The following is a 14,766-nucleotide window of genomic DNA, read 5'->3' as shown; positions in this document are numbered from 1 at the left end:
TCGGTGCATGAGCAGAGCACTCGTCGTCGTCGACGCGCAGAAGTCCTTCCTCCGGCGGGAGTCCTGGCGGGCCTCCTCCAACCCCGACGTCGCCGACGACGTCGCCGCGCTGGTGGCGCACGCCCGCGGGCGCGGCGACCGGGTGGTGTGGGTCCTGCACACCGAGCCGGGGACGGGCGGCGTGTTCGACCCCGCGCTCGGGTCCGTCGAGCCCCTGGACGGGCTGGAGCCGCGCGGGGGCGAGCCCGTGCTGCGCAAGACGGTGCACAGCGCCTTCGGCGGCACCGGGCTGCACGCCCTCCTCCAGGGGTGGGGCGTGACGGAGGTGGCGGTCTGCGGCATCCGTACCGAGCAGTGCTGCGAGACCACCGCCCGGGCCGCCTCCGACCTGGGGTACGGGGTCGTCTTCGTGGTGGACGCCACCGCCACCGAGCCGATCCCCGCACCGGGCTCGCCGCCCGGGCGCCCGCTGGAGGAGGTCCTCGCCGACCCGCTCACCCTGGGCACCGACGCCGTGGTGACACGGACGGTGTACGCGCTGTCGGGGCGGTTCGCGCGCATCGCCACGGTGGCCGAGGTGGTCGGCGTAGACTGACCGGATCGTGACCACCGTAGGTTTCCTCCTCCTCCCGGGCGTGCACCTGCTGGACCTGGCCGGCCCGGCGCAGGTGTTCTCCACCGCGGCCGACCTGGGCCTGGGGTACGCGGTGCGCTACAGCGCGGCGCGGGAGGAGGTGGTCACCGCGCAGGGCCTGGCCCTGCGGGTGTCCACCGACGCCCTGGCGCCCTCCCCCGACGGGCTGGTGCTCGTTCCGGGGTGGCGGGCCGGCGGCCGGGTCCCCTACCGGGTGCTGGCCGAGGGCCAGGCCGCGGCGCTGGCCGCCCACCGCGCCGCGGGCGGGACGGTGGCGAGCGTCTGCTCGGGCGCCTTCGCCCTGGGCGAGGCGGGGCTGCTGGACGGCCGGCGCTGCACCACCCACCACGGGCTCCAGGACCTGCTGGCACGCCGCTTCCCGCGCGCCCGGGTGGTGCCCGACGTGTTGTACGTGCCCGACGGCGGTGTGGTCACCTCGGCGGGCATCGCCAGCGGTATCGACCTGGCCCTGCACCTGGTCACGGTGCGGCACGGGCCGGCGGCGGCGGCCGCGGTCGCCCGGGAGATGGTGGTGTACGCCCGCCGCAACGGCGACGAGCCCCAGGCCGGGGTGATGCTGCGGCACCGGGGGCACCTGGTGGACGCGGTGCACCGGGTGCAGGACGCCATCGACGCCCGGTTCCGCGAAACCCTGCCGCTGGCGGAGCTGGCCGCGCGGGCGCGGGTGAGCGAGAGGACCCTGACCCGGCTGTTCACGGCGGCGACCGGCCTCACCCCGCTGCGCTACCAGCAGGGCCTGCGCCTGGAGCACGCCGAGCACCTGATCGGCGCGGGCGAGACCGCCGAGGCCGCCGCACGCGCCGTGGGCTTTCGCGACGCCCGCATGCTGCGCCGCCTGCGCGCGCGCCCGGCCTGACCGGGAGCACGCGCCGGGGCCCGCCGCGGCGCGGCGGGCCCCGGGGCGCTCAGGACCGCAGCGCCTCGACCAGCTCGCGCTCGTCGTCCTTGGAGAGGTTGGTCCGCAGGACGGTGGGCTCCAGCGGGCGGTACGCGTCGATGACGCGGTCCGCGGTGGTGATGTCGGCGAGCAGGAAGACGGCCGCGCGACCGCCCTCCAGGTGGGCGCCGATCTCCTTGATCATGTCGTCGTCGATGCCGATGTCGGTCAGCCTGCCCGCGACCGCGCCGGTGGCGGCGCCGACGGCCAGGCCCAGCAGCGGGTTGAGGAAGATCAGCCCGATGAGGGTGCCCCACAGGGCGCCGCCCGCCGCACCGGCGCCGGTGGTGCTGAAGGTCTGGTGGATGCGAGGGCGCCCCTTGTCGTCCTTGTAGGCGTAGGCGGCGTCGTCCAGCCGGAGCAGCTGCTGCCGGTTGAGGTCGGAGGCGATGTCCAGGGCCCGGTCGGCGGTGTCGCGGTCGGCCACGCCGAGGACGATGAGCTGTGCCATGGGTCTGTGTTCTCCCGTCGTCGCCGGACCCGGTGCCGGGCCCGGTCTGCGGGGACCTTCCCCGGGTCCGTCCCGGCCAAGGCCAGGAGGGGTCCCGCGGGCGGCAAAGAACGCCCCCGGCCGGGTCAGGAGCGGCGGGCGAGGAAGAGCCGGGTGACATAGGGGATGCGGACCGCCCCGTCCGGGAAGTGCTCGCGCGCCAGGGCGGTGATCGCCGCGCGGGCGGCGTCCCCGCCCAGGGCGCGGACGACGTCGGCGACCCTGCTGGAGGACAGGGCGCTGCCCAGCAGCGCCTCCAGGCCGAGTTCGCGCGTCCAGGCGGTGGAGTGCGCGACCGCGTGGGCCAGCCCGTCCGCCGCGTTCATCTCCCCCACGGTGTCGAACACCCGGTGGTCGCGCCGGTAGTCGTCCCCGTACTTCTCCAGCAGGCCCTCGTAGGCGTCGACGAAGTCGCTGGACTCCCAGTCGCGGTCGTTGTGCAGGACCGCGACGGTGCCGCCGGGCTCCAGGACCCGGGCGGCCTCGGCGTAGAAGGCGGGCCGGTCGAACCAGTGCACGGCCTGGGCGGCCAGGACCAGGGAGGCGGACCCGACAGGGAAGGGGAGCGCCTCGGCCCGGCCGTCCACGTACTCCAGGCCGTCGGCCTCGTCGGCGGCGGTGCCGCGCATGGCGCGTCCGGGCTCGATCCCCACCACCCGGGGCCCGGGTCCGAACAGGTGGCGCAGGGTTCGGGTGGAGATCCCGGTCCCGGATCCGGCGTCGAGCAGGAGGCGGGGCTCACCGGAGCCGGCCAGGACGTGCTCGCGCAGCCGCGCGGTGATGTCCGCAGGGTAGCCGGGGCGGAAGCGTCGGTAGTCGTCGGCGAGCCGGTCGAAGGCCTGGGTCCTGTCGGTCAACTGCGGTGCCTCCCGGTGGGGGTCGCGCCCGCCCGGGCGGCGGGCCCGGACACCAACCTAACGCTGAGGCGGGCCCGGCCCCGGAGGCGGGCGCGACTCCGACCCAAACCCATTATTCCTACTGAAACAGTTGACTTTTTCGCGACGCCGGACGTACCGTCGTGTCACCCGCAGCGACCGGCCCGCGACCGGACGCGCGAGGCGAACGCCGCGCACTCCCGACCCCCTGGAGCACGCCCATGAGCACCACCACGGACCTGCGCGTCCGCCGGGTCGCCGGTCGCATCGGCGCCGAGATCTCCGGCGTCCGGCTCGGCCCCGGCCTCTCGGAGGCGACCGTTGCGGCGATCCGCTCCGCCCTGCTGGCGCACAGGGTCGTCTTCTTCCGGGACCAGCGGCACCTGACCGACGAGACCCAGGCCGGGTTCGCCGCCCTGCTGGGCCCGCTCACCGCCCCGCACCCCACCACCGGCGCGGCGTTCGGCAAGGACCACCACGTCCTGCCCATCGACTCCGGCCACGGCAGGGCCGACAGCTGGCACACCGACGTCACGTTCGTCGACCGGCCGCCGCAGGCGAGCGTGCTGCGCGCCCTGCACCTGCCGCCGTACGGCGGCGACACCCTGTGGGCCGACACCGCCGCCGCCTACGAGGACCTGCCGCAGGGCCTCAAGGTCCTGGCCGAGGGGCTGCGCGCCGTGCACACCAACGACTACGACTACGCGGCGGTCGCCCCCGAGCCCGAGCCCGGCGAGGACCTCAGGAAGTACCGCGAGGCGTTCGTCTCCACCCTCTACAGGACCGAGCACCCGGTGGTGCGCGTGCATCCCGAGACCGGCGAGCGGGTGCTCTTCCTCGGCCACTTCGCCCAGAGCTTCACCGGGCTGAGCACCAAGGACTTCCACCACCTGTTCGACCTCCTCCAGCACCGGGTGACCCGGCCGGAGAACACCGTGCGCTGGAGCTGGCGCGAGGGCGACGTGGCGGTCTGGGACAACCGCGCCACCCAGCACTACGCCGTCGCCGACTACGGCGACGCGCCGCGCCTGATGCACCGCATCACCGTCGGCGGCGACGTCCCCGTGGGCGTCGACGGCCGCCCGAGCCGGGCCCTGGCGGGCGACTCCGGGGAGTTCACGCCCGCCCTGTGACCCCTCGGCCCCCGCCCGGCGCGGGGCCCGCCGCCCGCGCAGGGGCGGACCGTGCACACGCGACGCGCCCCTTGCGCCGCCCAGCGGCGGCCGGGCCGCCGAGCCGCCGTTCCCGGGCCGTCCGGGGGCACGCCCGGAGCCGGGTCCCCGGCCGCCGCACCGGCGCTCAGGGGGCGGCGGCCGGGGCGCGGTAGCGGGAGGGGCTGAGCCCGGTGTGCTGCTTGAAGGCGGCACTGAAGGCGAAGCCGCTGCCGTAGCCGACCCGGGCGGCGACCGCCTCCAGTCCCAGGTCCGGTCGGGTGGTGAGCAGGTCGCCCGCGACGGTGAGGCGCCAGGTGCGCAGGTAGGTCATGGGCGGGGTGCCCACCGCCCGCTGGAAGCGGTCGGCCAGCGTGGAGCGGGAGACCGCGCAGGCACGGGCCAGCCCGGCCAGGGTCCACGGGTCGGCGGGGCGCTCGTGGACGAGGTCCAGGGCCCGCGCCACCACCGGGTCGCGCCGGGCGTTGAGCCAGCTCGGCGCGTGGTCGGGCGCGTCCTCGATCCAGGCGCGGACGGCCATGACGAGCAGGCAGTCCAGGAGGCGGTCGTTGAGCCCGGACTGGGCGACGCGGTCGCTGGTGATCTCCCGGGTCAGCAGGGAGACCAGGGCCGGGTCGACGCGCTCGCCCGGCAGCACAGCCAGGCGCGGCAGCGCGGACAGCGCCAGGCGGCCCACCTCGCTGTCGTCCTCGTAGGCGCCCACGACCATGGTGTCGGGCCCCTCCGGGTCGTTCCCCCAGGTGCCGACGCCGTGGCGCATGCTCACGCGCACCTCCTGCCCGTCGGCCGCCACACAGCGCTGGCCGGGGTGGACGGTGACCGTGGGGGAACGGCCGCTCCGGTCGGAGAAGGAGTAGGGCTCCGGGCCGCGGACGAGGACCACGTCCCCGGCCGCCGCCGCGGTGCCGCCGTCGCCGACGTCCACCCACACGCGCCCCGAGGTGACCACGGCGAGGGTGAGGGCGGAGCGGTCGAGCAGCCGGATCCCCCACGGGGGACGCATGACCACCCGCAGGGTGAAGGCCCCCCGGGCCCGGGGCCCGTCGAGGAGGTGGGAGAGAGGATCCATGGCCCGACCCTAGTCCAGACGATCTCTTATGTCCTCCGGTGTCCAGACCATGTCGCGTCCGGACCCGGGCTGATGGACTCGGATCATGAGCGAGAACACGATCAACGAGCACATCCTCGTCACCGGCGGCACCGGGATGACCGGACGCCGCGTGGGCGCCCTCCTGCGCGAGGCCGGGGCCGGGGTCCGGGTGGGCTCCCGGACCGGGGAGCCGCGCTTCGACTGGCACGACACCTCCACCTGGGACGCCGTCCTGGACGGGGTCACCGGCGTCTACCTCTGCTATCACCCGGACCTGGCCTTCCCCGGGGCCGCCGGGACCGTGGCGGCGTTCGCCGAACGCGCCGCGGCCGCGGGCGTGCGCCGCACGGCGCTGCTGTCCGGCCGGGGGGAGAAGGGGGCGCAGGACGCCGAGGACCGCGTCCGCGCCGCGTTCCCGGACACCACCGTGCTGCGCTGCTCGGTGTTCGCCCAGGACTTCTCCGAGAGCTTCTTCCTGCCGCCGCTGCTGGAGGGTGTCCTGACCCTGCCGGTCCCCGACGTCCCCGAGCCGTTCGTGGACCTGGACGACGTCGCCCGGGTGGCCGCGGCCGCCCTGACCGGCGACGCGCACCGGGGCGCGACCTACGAGCTGACCGGACCGGAGGCGCTCACGTTCGCCGAGGCGGTGCGCCTGGTGGGCGAGGTGTCGGGGCGGCGGGCCCGCTTCCTGGAGGTGTCCCCGGAGGAGTTCGTCGCGGCGATGTCGGCGGCGGGCGCGCCCGAGGAGCTGGCGCAGGGACTGGTGGGGCTGCTGGAGGAGATCCTGGACGGGCGCAACGCCGCGCCCGCAGACGGGGTGGCGCGCGCCCTGGGCCGCCCCGCCACGCCGTTCGCCGAGTACGCCCGGGGCGCGGCGCACGCCTGGCGCTGACCCGGTCCCGCGCGGCGGCCGCCCCCCTCCGGGGGCGGTCGCCGCCGGGCCGTGCCCCCCGACGCGGTGCGACTTCGTTCGACCCCGGCGTCACAGGGGCGACGAACCGCTGATCAACGGGTCGTTCCCGTTCGAACGATCCGGCGCTTCCACACCGCTCGGCGGGACACCCTCCGCCTCCGCGCGTCCGGGCGGGGACCGCGCCCCCGCCGCCGGGGCGTCGGCCGCCTGCGGTGCACGGCGCGCCGACGGCCCGGGGGCGAGCCCCGGTCGCGCACGGAGCGCATACGGGGCGGCAGGCGTGAAGCCCCCGGACAGGTGAGAAGGGACACCCGGCGGCGGCCGCGGCGGGGCGATCCCGGTTCTACCGGTAGGTAACCTCACCGCCCGTGATCACGGGGGCGCATCGAACACGCTGCGTGGATAAAACACACATAAGCGGGCACGATCCGTGAGCAAATGTCAGGTAAATCTTAAGTTTCCGCTCGAAGTTCGACTGTTACGCGCCCCTCGGTGAGAGTTCCTGTGACCAGCCGCACACCGAACTTTCAGAGGAGGGGGCCCATGCCGATGTTCGGACGCGCCGCCACCGCGGGGAAGGGCACCGTCACGGGCCCGGTCCCCGTCAAGAAGCCCATCTACCGCCACCTGTACTTCTGGGTGCTCATCGGCATCGCGCTCGGCATCATCGTCGGCCTGGCCTTCCCCCAGCAGGCGGCCGGCATGCGCTGGCTCGCCGACCTGTTCATCGCCCTCGTGAAGGTCGTCATCGCGCCGACGATCTTCTGTACGGTCGCCGTCGGCATCGCCGGGATGGGCAACCTCGCCAAGGCCGGCGGGCTGGCGATGCGCACGATGGTGTACTTCACCGTCACGACGGTGATCGCCCTGGCCCTGGGCCTGGTGACCGTCAACATCATGCAGCCCGGTGTCGGCCTGAACATGTCGTTCGACGAGGCCGACGCCGCCGACACCATCGCCGCGGTCGAGGAGACCGAGGGGGGCATCTCGGGCTTCCTCCGCGCGATCGTGCCGGACTCCTTCATGTCCGCCTTCGTCGACGGCCAGCTGCTCCAGGTCCTGCTCCTGGCGATCCTGGTGGCCTGCGCGCTCACCATGCTCGGCAAGCGCGGCGAGCCCGCCGTCCGCGCGCTGGACACGATGTCGCACATCATGTTCGGCGTCATCAAGATCGTCATGTACACCGCGCCCATCGGCGCCTTCGGCGGCATGGCCTTCACCATCGGCGAGCACGGCAGCAAGGTGCTGGGCAGCCTCGCCTTCTTCATGCTCAGCTTCTACATCACCTGTGTCCTGTTCATCGTGGTGGTCCTGGGGATCATCTCCCGCATGGCCGGCTTCAGCCTGTTCAAGGTGATCCGCCTGATCCGCGACGAGCTGCTGATCGTCCTGGGCACCTCCTCCAGCGAGTCCGTCCTGCCGCGCATGATGGTCAAGATGGAGGCCTCGGGCGTGAAGAAGTCGACGGTGGGCCTGACCATCCCCACCGGCTACTCCTTCAACCTGGACGGCACCGCGATCTACATGGCGATGGGCGCCATCTTCATCGCACAGGCCACCGGCTCGGACGTCTCGATCTGGACCCAGATCGGCCTGCTGCTGTTCATGGTGATCTCCAGCAACGGCGCGGCGGGCGTCAGCGGCGCCGGCCTGGTCACCCTGGCCGCCTCGCTGGCGGCGTTCGGCGACGTCATCCCACTGGCCGGGATCGCGCTCATCGTCGGCATCGACCGGTTCATGTCCGAGGCCCGCGCCCTGACCAACCTGACCGGCAACGCGGTCGGCACCCTGGTCATGGGCCGCTGGACCGGGACCCTGGACCGCGAGCGGCTGCGCGAGGTCCTGGACCGGCCCAACTCCATCGACATGGACGCCCTCATGAGCTACAACGACGGGGCCGACCGGGGCGAGGGCGCCGACGGGGCCCCCGAGGGCCGGGAGGAGACCGCCTCCGCGGCGCCGGCCGCCGACGGGGCGCCCGCGGCCGACGGGGACGCGGAGCCGGACGGGGACCGCGCCCGCGTGGACACCCGCACCTGATAACGACCCAGCGCGGTCCGGCCTACTCCCGGCGCACACGGACCGCGCCCGGTGCGCACTCCTCCTGCAACCCTGGTGCCGCACCGGCTCCCCGCCCGCCCCGCGACGGCCCGACAGGGTCGGCGCGGGGCGGCGCTCTTTCCGCGGGGGCGCCCGCCCGGCGTCGCGGTGCCGCAGTGCCGACGCCGGTCGTGGCGGCGGCCCTGGACCGGCCGGCCTCCCCGGCGCCGTCCCGCGCGCCGGCCCCGGGCATCACCGGCGCGAACCGTGGAGGTCGCCTCCGGCCGCCTGGTCGCCGCCGGGGCTCCGCGGGAGCGGGGCGGGACGGTCCGCGGGTTCCTCGACCGGATCCCCCGGCGGCCCGGGCCCGGCCGAACACGAACACCGCGGGTTCCGGATCCGAGCCCTCAGCCCGGTCGGCGCTCCGTGAAGGCGACCGGGGCCTCGAAAGCGGCCCGGCGGGCGGCGCGGCGCAGTGCGGCCAGTACCGCCGGGCCCGCCAGCAGGATCGCGGCGGTGTTGGTGAGCGCCCTGCCGGTGTCCCAGTTCCAGGTGGACGTGTACAGGGTGAACACCGCGAACCGCTGGAGGTTCTCCACCACCGGGGCGCCCGCGACGAAGGACAGCTGCGTGTCGATGCCCGCGGTGAAGGGCCAGAACCACATGTTCATGATGAACCCGAACCCGTAAGCGGCCACGATCCCGTAACCGACCAGCATCCAGATCTCGGCGCGACCGGTCACCCGCCGGGGAAGCAGTCCGGCGCCCATCCCGATCCAGGCCGAGGAGATCATCTGGAACGGCAGCCAGGGCCCCACCCCGGCGGTGAGCAACGCCGACGCGAACAGGGAGACGGCGCCGAGCAGGAAACCGAACCCGGGGCCGAACACCCGCCCGGCGAGCACCAGCAGGAAGAACACGGTCTCGATGCCCATCAGGCCCGCACCCAGCGGGCGCAGCCCGGCGTTGAGCGCGGCCAGCACCCCGAGCAGCGCCAGGGCCTTGGTGTCCATGCCCCCGGAGGTCATCTCGGCGACCGCGACCGCCAGCAGGATCGGCATGGCCACGATGAAGATGAGCGGCGCGTCGGCGCTGTGCGCCATCGCCTCGGGCTCGGGAGCGGCGAACAGCGGCCAGAAGAACATGGCCAGCCCGGCGGCACCGGCCAGGGCCAGCACCACGGCGCTGCGGGCGCCGACCCGTACCGCCGGCACCCGGTCCGCGCCGGAGGAAACGACGGTGGTGCTCATGTGCGCTGCTCCTCGGGTGCCAGGGCCGACTCGACCTGCTCGACGGTGAGCCACGGATCCGGGGCGAGCACCTTGGCGACCTGGGGGGCGAAGGTCGGGGAGGCGACGACGACCTCGGCGGTGGGGCCGTCGGCTACCACCTCCCCCTGGGCCATGACGACGACCCGGTCCGCGGCGCGGGCGACGAACTCCACGTCGTGCGTGGCCACGACGACGGCGCGGCCCTCGCCCGCCAGTTCCCGGACCACCCGGGAGAACCGCTCCTTGGCGTGGTAGTCCAGCCCGCGTGTGGGCTCGTCCAGCAGGACCACCCCGGGTGCGGCGGTGAGCTGCACGGCCAGCACCAGGGACAGGCGCTGGCCCTCGGACAGGTCCCGGGGGTGCCGTCCGCCGGGGACACCGGGCGCGATGCGGTCGAGCAGGGCGCGACAGGTCCCGGGGGCGGCCCCCGACTCGGCGTCGCTCTGGGCGCACTCGGCGGCGACGGTGTCCAGGTAGAGCAGGTCGCTCGCGGTCTGCGGGACCAGGCCGACGCGTTCACGGGCGCCGGCGGCGTCCATATCGCGGGGGTCGGCCCCGTCGGCGTCCACGGTCCCCGAGCGGCGCGGCCCCGAACCCTGCACCGCCCACAGCAGCGATGACTTGCCCGAGCCGTTGCGGCCCATGAGGGCGACGACCTCGCCGGGGAGCAGGTCCAGGTCCACCTCGCGGACGGCGACGGTGCGCCCGTAGGCCACGACGACGTCCCGGGCGCGCAGGGCCGGGGCGGCGGTGTCCCGGGCGGGCGGGGTGCCGGGGACCCGGCCGGCCAGGCGTCGGCGCAGGGGCGCGGCGCGGCGGCGTGCGTCGCGCACCGACAGCGGCAGGGGGTCCCAGCCCGCCGCGCGGCCCAGGCGGACCACGGGCGGGGCCACGTCGGAATCGGCCACGAGGGCGGCCGGCTCGCCGTGCAGCACCCGTCCGTCCCCGGGCAGGTGGACGAGGCGGTCGGCGTACTGGAGCACCCGCTCCATGCGGTGCTCGGCGACCAGGACGGTGGTCCCCAGGTCGTGCACCAGGCGGGTGACGGCGGCGAGCACCTCCTCGGCGGCGGCGGGGTCCAGGGCGGAGGTCGGCTCGTCCAGAACGAGGACGCGCGGGTGCGGGGTCAGGACGGCGCCGATCGCCACCCGCTGCTGCTGCCCTCCGGAGAGGGTGCGCAGGGGACGGTGCCGCAGTTCGGCGATGCCGAGCAGGTCCAGGGTCTCCTCCACCCGCTTGCGCATGACGTCGGCGGGCACGCCGAGCTGCTCCATGCCGTAGGCGAGCTCCTCCTCGACGGTGTCGGTGACGAACCCGGCCAGCGGGTCCTGGCCGACCACCCCCACCAGGTGCGCGAACTCCTGTGGCGGCCGGTCGGCGGTGCTCTGTCCCGCCACCGATACCCGGCCGCGCAGGTGCCCGCCGGTGAACCGGGGCACCAGCCCGTTCACAGCGTTGAGCAGCGTCGACTTGCCCACGCCGGTGCGCCCGGTGACCAGGCACAGCTCGCCCTCCTCCACGGAGAGGTCGATGTCGCGCAGGGCGGGTGCGGGGGCGTCCGGATAGTGGAAGGTCACCCCGGCGAAACGGATCATCAGGTGTCCTCCGGGTTCGGTTCCGCAGTTCGCCGTACCGGGCGCACGGGCCGCACCCGCTCAGGCTCCCCGACCAGGGGGCGCAGCGCCCGGTCCGGGTCGAGAACGGAGAGGGGCGGGGGCGTCAGCCACGCGGGTGACGCGGCCGCGACCAGGGCGAGGAACGGCAGGAGGGTGAGTTCGGGCCAGGCGAGCGGGTTGAGTGAGGGGTACAGGGCGGCGGCCTCGTAGCGGGAGGCCAGCTGCATGAACACGACGGCCGCCGCTCCAGCGCCCGCGGTCAGGAACTCCGCGCCCCGCCACGCGGCGGGCCGGTAGCGGGTGCGGCGCACCCGGCGGCCGCCCAGCACGAACCCGGCGGTGGCCAGGGCCAGGCCGACGGCGATACCCCAGGTGCCCATGTGCGGGGAGGTCGAGGAGTCCATGAGCCCGTACAGGCCCACGCACACGCCGATGAGTCCGCCGATGACCAGCAGGCCGGTGAACAGGCGGGTCCGGGGGGCCACGGCGCCCACCCGGCCGTACCCGTGGGAGGCCATCGCGGCGGCCAGGGCCAGCGAGCGGTCCAGGGCGTCCTCCAGGACGGGGATGACGATGCCCCGCAGTGCCCGCACGCCCCTGCGCCGTCCGGCCCGCAGCCGCCGGGCCCGGCGCACCCGGCGCACGCTCTCCACCAGTTGGGGGGCGACGGTCATCGCGACGACCACGGAGGTCCCGACCTCGTACAGCGCCCCCGGGACGGACTTGAGCAGGCGCTTGGGGTCGGCGAGCGCGTTGGCCGCACCCACGCAGGCCACCACCGCGGCGAGGCGCAGTCCGTCGTAGAGGCCGCCCAGGAGTTGTTCGAGCGCGACCGGGCCGAGCAGGCGGATGCCCCCGGCCGTCTCGGGCAGCGGGATACGCGGCAGGGTGAACAGGACGATGTCGCCCTGTCCTCCGCCGAAGATCACCCGGAACACCACGCGGGACACGATGATGAGCACGCCCACCAGCAGGTACAGCCGGAAGGCCAGCGCCCAGGGCGCGTCGGTGCGCCGCCGGGCGACCACGGTCCCGGCGGCGCACACCGCCAGGACCGCGATCAGCGGGTTGCTGCTCTGGGAGACCGCGGCGGCCAGGCCCAGGGCCCACAGCCACCACGCGCCCGGGTGGAGGGCACGCGGCAGCGTGCGGGCGGTGGCGGGGTTCCTCACTCGGCGTGCGCCCCGCGTTCGCGGCGGCGCTGCCAGGCGGTCGCGAGCCCGACGGTGGCCAGGAGCGCGGCGGCCCCGCCGCCCAGGAGGGTCCCCCAGGGGAGACCGTCGACGTCCGCGGTGCTGGAGACGAGTGCGGCGCCGTCCTCACCTCCGTCCCAGCCGGACACCTCGCTGGGCAGGTCGTCGGGGCCGGGGACGGGCTCGTCGAACCGGGAGGGCTCGACGCCGGGGCCGCTGTCCGGGCCGGCGGCCGTCACGGCCGGGTCGTCCCCGTCGCTCCGGGCCTGCGGCGGGCGGGCCCCGTCCTGCGCACCGGTACCGGAGTCCGTGTCGGTACCGGGGCCGGAACCCGCCTGTTCCGAACCGCCGCGGTCGGAACCACCGGTGGAACCGCCCGGGGCGCCCCCGCCCTCCCCTCCCGCGGATCCCCCGGTGCCGCCCGAGCCCCCGGAGGCCCCGGAGCCGCCGTCGCCGCCGCCGTTCTCCGGCCGCAGGGGGTCGGTACGGGGCGGCGGGTTGGTGTCCTCGGTGCGGTTCAACGAGAACGACCATCCCTCGAAGCTGCCCAACGGCGGCTTGCGGTTCATGGCTCCCCACTGGCTGTAGGTCCAGGCCCCGCCGTTGGGCGCGTGCCAGTAGGACCAGTACGCCGAGGCCGGCGGGGTGTCGATGCAGGGTTCGCTCTCCGGGCCGGGCCTTCCCTCGATCCGGCAGATGAACGCCTCGCCCCACCGGTTGGTGCCGGTGATCTCGATCCCGGCGTTCTTGAGGGCGGAGTGGCCGGTCTCCTGGTCGCCGACCGCGCAGCGGACGATCGTGTCCCCGCCCAGCTCCTGGAAGTCGACGACGACGGTGACGCCGTTGCCGTCGGGGCAGTGGCCCGGCAGGCCCCGGCCGTGGTCGACCGCCAGGACGGGTCCGGGTTCGGCGACCACGGCCCCGCCGGTGACCCCGGCCAGCAGCAGGGCCGCGGCGGCCGTGTGCAGGACGCGGCGCAGGCGGGAAACGGGTCGGGGGATGCGCAGGGTCACGGTGTCTTCCTCTCGGCGGAGCGGCGGGTCGCGAGGAACAGGGAGGCGCCCGCGACGGTGAGCACGAGTGCAACGGCCACGAGCGAGGCGAGCCCGGCACCGGTGACGGCGAGGGAGGGCTTTCCGGCGCCGGCCGACTCCGGCACGGGGGCGCTCGGCCGGCCGGTCGGCGAGGCGGTGGGCCCGCCGGTGGGCCCCGCGGTCGGATCCGTGGTCGGTCCGCCGGTGGGGCCCGTCGTCGGTCCGGTCGTGGGACCGGCGGTGGGTCCGGCCGTGGGGCCCGCGGTCGGTCCGGTCGTCGGCCCCGTGGTGGGCACTTCGCTGGGAGACGCGGTGGGGCCGGGAGGGTCGACCGGAACCAGGCCGATCTCTCCCAGGGGCACCCGGGCCAGGCCCAGCAGGGCCTGGGCGGAGGCGCGGCGCCACTGGTCGCGCTGCATGCCGGGGATGCCCTCGGCCACTGCCCCGTCGCGGGACTCGGCGTTGTAGGCGATGGCGCCGGCCTCGGCGGCGGCCGCCCCCGAGGAGGAGGTGAGCCGGTGCGCGTCGATCCAGTCGGCGGCGGCGTCCGCGGCGCCCTCGCGCCCGGCCGCGGACAGGGCCTGGCCGGCGAGGCCGGTGCTGTTGGTGTTGGAGGCGGCGGTGGGGCCCGAGCCGCCGAAGGAGCCGTCGGCGCGCTGGATCTCCTCCAGCCAGTCGGCCCCGAGCGCCGCGGCCTCGGCGGCGTCCTCGGAACCGGTGTCGGCGGCGGCCAGCAGGGCCTGGACGGCCATACCGGTGGAGTCGGGGTCGAGGACGACGGTCGTGGCCTCGTCGCAGGTGGGGGCCGGGGTGCCGAACTGGTCCGGGAAGAGGCGGAAGCCGCCCGCGGAGCACTGCTGACGGATGAGGAAGTCGACGGCCTCCTGGGGGACCCCGCCGCTGCGGGCCAGACCGATGACGCCCAGGGACTGGCCGAAGGTGTTGCTGTTGTCGGTGTCGCCGCCGGGGATGCGGTCGCTGATCCGTCCCTCGTCGGAGCCGCCCTCGGGCCCCTGGACGAGGTCGAGGGTCTCCTGCCGCATGTCGAACCCTCCGAAGTCGGCGGGGTCGGCGCCGCTGACCACGGAGGCGTAGAGGATCTTGGCGGTCGCGCCGCCGATGCGCGCGTCCGGGTCGCCGCCCCAGCCCGCGTAGCTGTTGTAGTTCGCGACGTTGGCGGCGACCGCGGCCTCGACCCGGTCCGCGGCGGCGGGGTCGGCCCCGGTCGCCTGGAGAGCGACGAGGGCGTCGATGGTCAGGCCCCAGTCGGGGGCGGTTCCGAAGGGGCCGGGCAGGGAGCCGTCCTCCTGGAGCTCTCCGGCGAGCCAGCGGGCGGAGGAGACGGCGGCGTCCGCGTGGGCGGCGTCCTGGGCCCCGGCGGAGGCCGGTGACAGGAGCGCCGCGCCCAGGGCCGCCGTGCCCAGCAGGGCGAGGAGGGGGGTGCGTCGGGGGGGCACGTGGGAGTCCTTCGGGGCGGGGC

13 protein-coding genes are annotated in these 14,766 nt (G+C 75.3%); 5 read left to right on the top strand and 8 right to left on the bottom strand.

Going from position 1 to position 14,766, the window contains the following annotated elements; translation table 11 throughout:
- Window positions 1-7 precede the first annotated feature (7 nt).
- Together BUE45_RS11520 and BUE45_RS11515 are read left to right on the top strand one after the other, a co-directional pair.
- Entirely contained in the window at window positions 8-595 is a 588-nt protein-coding gene (locus tag BUE45_RS11520) for an isochorismatase family protein (protein ID WP_073378651.1), read from the top strand.
- Window positions 596-602: 7 nt separating this feature from the next.
- Window positions 603-1,511, top strand: coding sequence for a GlxA family transcriptional regulator (locus BUE45_RS11515; protein WP_073378649.1), 909 nt, complete (start codon window positions 603-605; stop codon window positions 1,509-1,511).
- A gap of 49 nt (window positions 1,512-1,560) precedes the next feature.
- Here the strand turns inward: BUE45_RS11515 and BUE45_RS11510 are convergent, their stop codons facing one another.
- Complete coding sequence (locus BUE45_RS11510; protein ID WP_073378647.1) at window positions 1,561-2,043, bottom strand: DUF1269 domain-containing protein; 483 nt, start codon at window positions 2,041-2,043, stop codon at window positions 1,561-1,563.
- A gap of 125 nt (window positions 2,044-2,168) precedes the next feature.
- Window positions 2,169-2,939 (bottom strand): class I SAM-dependent methyltransferase, encoded by a 771-nt coding sequence (locus tag BUE45_RS11505; RefSeq protein ID WP_073378645.1) that lies wholly within the window; start codon window positions 2,937-2,939, stop codon window positions 2,169-2,171.
- A gap of 239 nt (window positions 2,940-3,178) precedes the next feature.
- On the opposite strand from BUE45_RS11505, the gene BUE45_RS11500 reads away from it, so the two are divergent.
- Entirely contained in the window at window positions 3,179-4,090 is a 912-nt protein-coding gene (locus BUE45_RS11500; protein WP_073378643.1) for a TauD/TfdA dioxygenase family protein, read from the top strand.
- A 166-nt stretch (window positions 4,091-4,256) separates the two neighbouring features.
- Here the strand turns inward: BUE45_RS11500 and BUE45_RS11495 are convergent, their stop codons facing one another.
- A complete protein-coding gene (locus BUE45_RS11495; protein ID WP_073378641.1) occupies window positions 4,257-5,198 on the bottom strand; it encodes an AraC family transcriptional regulator in 942 nt (313 codons plus the stop codon).
- A gap of 85 nt (window positions 5,199-5,283) precedes the next feature.
- Here BUE45_RS11495 and BUE45_RS11490 point away from each other — a divergent pair, with 85 nt between their 5' ends.
- Window positions 5,284-6,111: a Rossmann-fold NAD(P)-binding domain-containing protein gene (locus BUE45_RS11490; protein WP_073378639.1), complete on the top strand. Its 828-nt coding sequence runs from the start codon at window positions 5,284-5,286 to the stop codon at window positions 6,109-6,111.
- A 564-nt stretch (window positions 6,112-6,675) separates the two neighbouring features.
- The gene (gene dctA / locus BUE45_RS11485) at window positions 6,676-8,172 is read left to right on the top strand and encodes a C4-dicarboxylate transporter DctA (protein WP_084737134.1); all 1,497 of its coding nucleotides are present in this window, start codon (window positions 6,676-6,678) and stop codon (window positions 8,170-8,172) included.
- A 407-nt stretch (window positions 8,173-8,579) separates the two neighbouring features.
- Here the strand turns inward: dctA and BUE45_RS11480 are convergent, their stop codons facing one another.
- Genes BUE45_RS11480 through BUE45_RS11460 form a run of 5 tightly spaced genes read right to left on the bottom strand, consistent with a single transcriptional unit; the run spans window position 8,580 to window position 14,743 of the window.
- Entirely contained in the window at window positions 8,580-9,422 is an 843-nt protein-coding gene (locus tag BUE45_RS11480; RefSeq protein WP_073378637.1) for an ECF transporter S component family protein, read from the bottom strand.
- On the bottom strand, window positions 9,419-11,038 hold the full coding sequence (locus BUE45_RS11475; RefSeq protein WP_073378635.1) for an ABC transporter ATP-binding protein: 1,620 nt from the start codon (window positions 11,036-11,038) through the stop codon (window positions 9,419-9,421). Before BUE45_RS11475 ends, BUE45_RS11480 begins: the two co-directional genes overlap by 4 nt.
- On the bottom strand, window positions 11,038-12,231 hold the full coding sequence (locus BUE45_RS11470) for a CbiQ family ECF transporter T component (protein ID WP_073378633.1): 1,194 nt from the start codon (window positions 12,229-12,231) through the stop codon (window positions 11,038-11,040). The genes BUE45_RS11475 and BUE45_RS11470 overlap by 1 nt, the downstream gene beginning before the upstream one ends.
- Window positions 12,228-13,265: an ABC transporter substrate-binding protein gene (locus tag BUE45_RS32950; RefSeq protein ID WP_218619522.1), complete on the bottom strand. Its 1,038-nt coding sequence runs from the start codon at window positions 13,263-13,265 to the stop codon at window positions 12,228-12,230. The genes BUE45_RS11470 and BUE45_RS32950 overlap by 4 nt, the downstream gene beginning before the upstream one ends.
- Window positions 13,262-14,743 (bottom strand): prenyltransferase/squalene oxidase repeat-containing protein, encoded by a 1,482-nt coding sequence (locus BUE45_RS11460; protein ID WP_073378631.1) that lies wholly within the window; start codon window positions 14,741-14,743, stop codon window positions 13,262-13,264. Before BUE45_RS11460 ends, BUE45_RS32950 begins: the two co-directional genes overlap by 4 nt.
- Between the last annotated feature and the right edge of the window lie 23 nt (window positions 14,744-14,766).

It is taken from the genome of Nocardiopsis flavescens (assembly GCF_900141985.1).
Lineage (GTDB): Bacteria > Actinomycetota > Actinomycetes > Streptosporangiales > Streptosporangiaceae > Nocardiopsis > Nocardiopsis flavescens.
This window is presented reverse-complemented; position numbering and strand designations above follow the sequence as displayed.

Excerpts from the sequence above, each read along its gene's own strand:
- BUE45_RS11520 (WP_073378651.1), top strand. The coding sequence starts at position 8 with ATGAGCAGAGCACTCGTCGTCGTCGACGCGCAGAAGTCCTTCCTCCGG.
- BUE45_RS11510 (WP_073378647.1), bottom strand. The coding sequence starts at position 2,043 with ATGGCACAGCTCATCGTCCTCGGCGTGGCCGACCGCGACACCGCCGAC.
- BUE45_RS11500 (WP_073378643.1), top strand. The coding sequence starts at position 3,179 with ATGAGCACCACCACGGACCTGCGCGTCCGCCGGGTCGCCGGTCGCATC.
- BUE45_RS11495 (WP_073378641.1), bottom strand. The coding sequence starts at position 5,198 with ATGGATCCTCTCTCCCACCTCCTCGACGGGCCCCGGGCCCGGGGGGCC.
- BUE45_RS11490 (WP_073378639.1), top strand. The coding sequence starts at position 5,284 with ATGAGCGAGAACACGATCAACGAGCACATCCTCGTCACCGGCGGCACC.
- dctA (WP_084737134.1), top strand. The coding sequence starts at position 6,676 with ATGCCGATGTTCGGACGCGCCGCCACCGCGGGGAAGGGCACCGTCACG.
- BUE45_RS11480 (WP_073378637.1), bottom strand. The coding sequence starts at position 9,422 with ATGAGCACCACCGTCGTTTCCTCCGGCGCGGACCGGGTGCCGGCGGTA.
- BUE45_RS11475 (WP_073378635.1), bottom strand. The coding sequence starts at position 11,038 with ATGATCCGTTTCGCCGGGGTGACCTTCCACTATCCGGACGCCCCCGCA.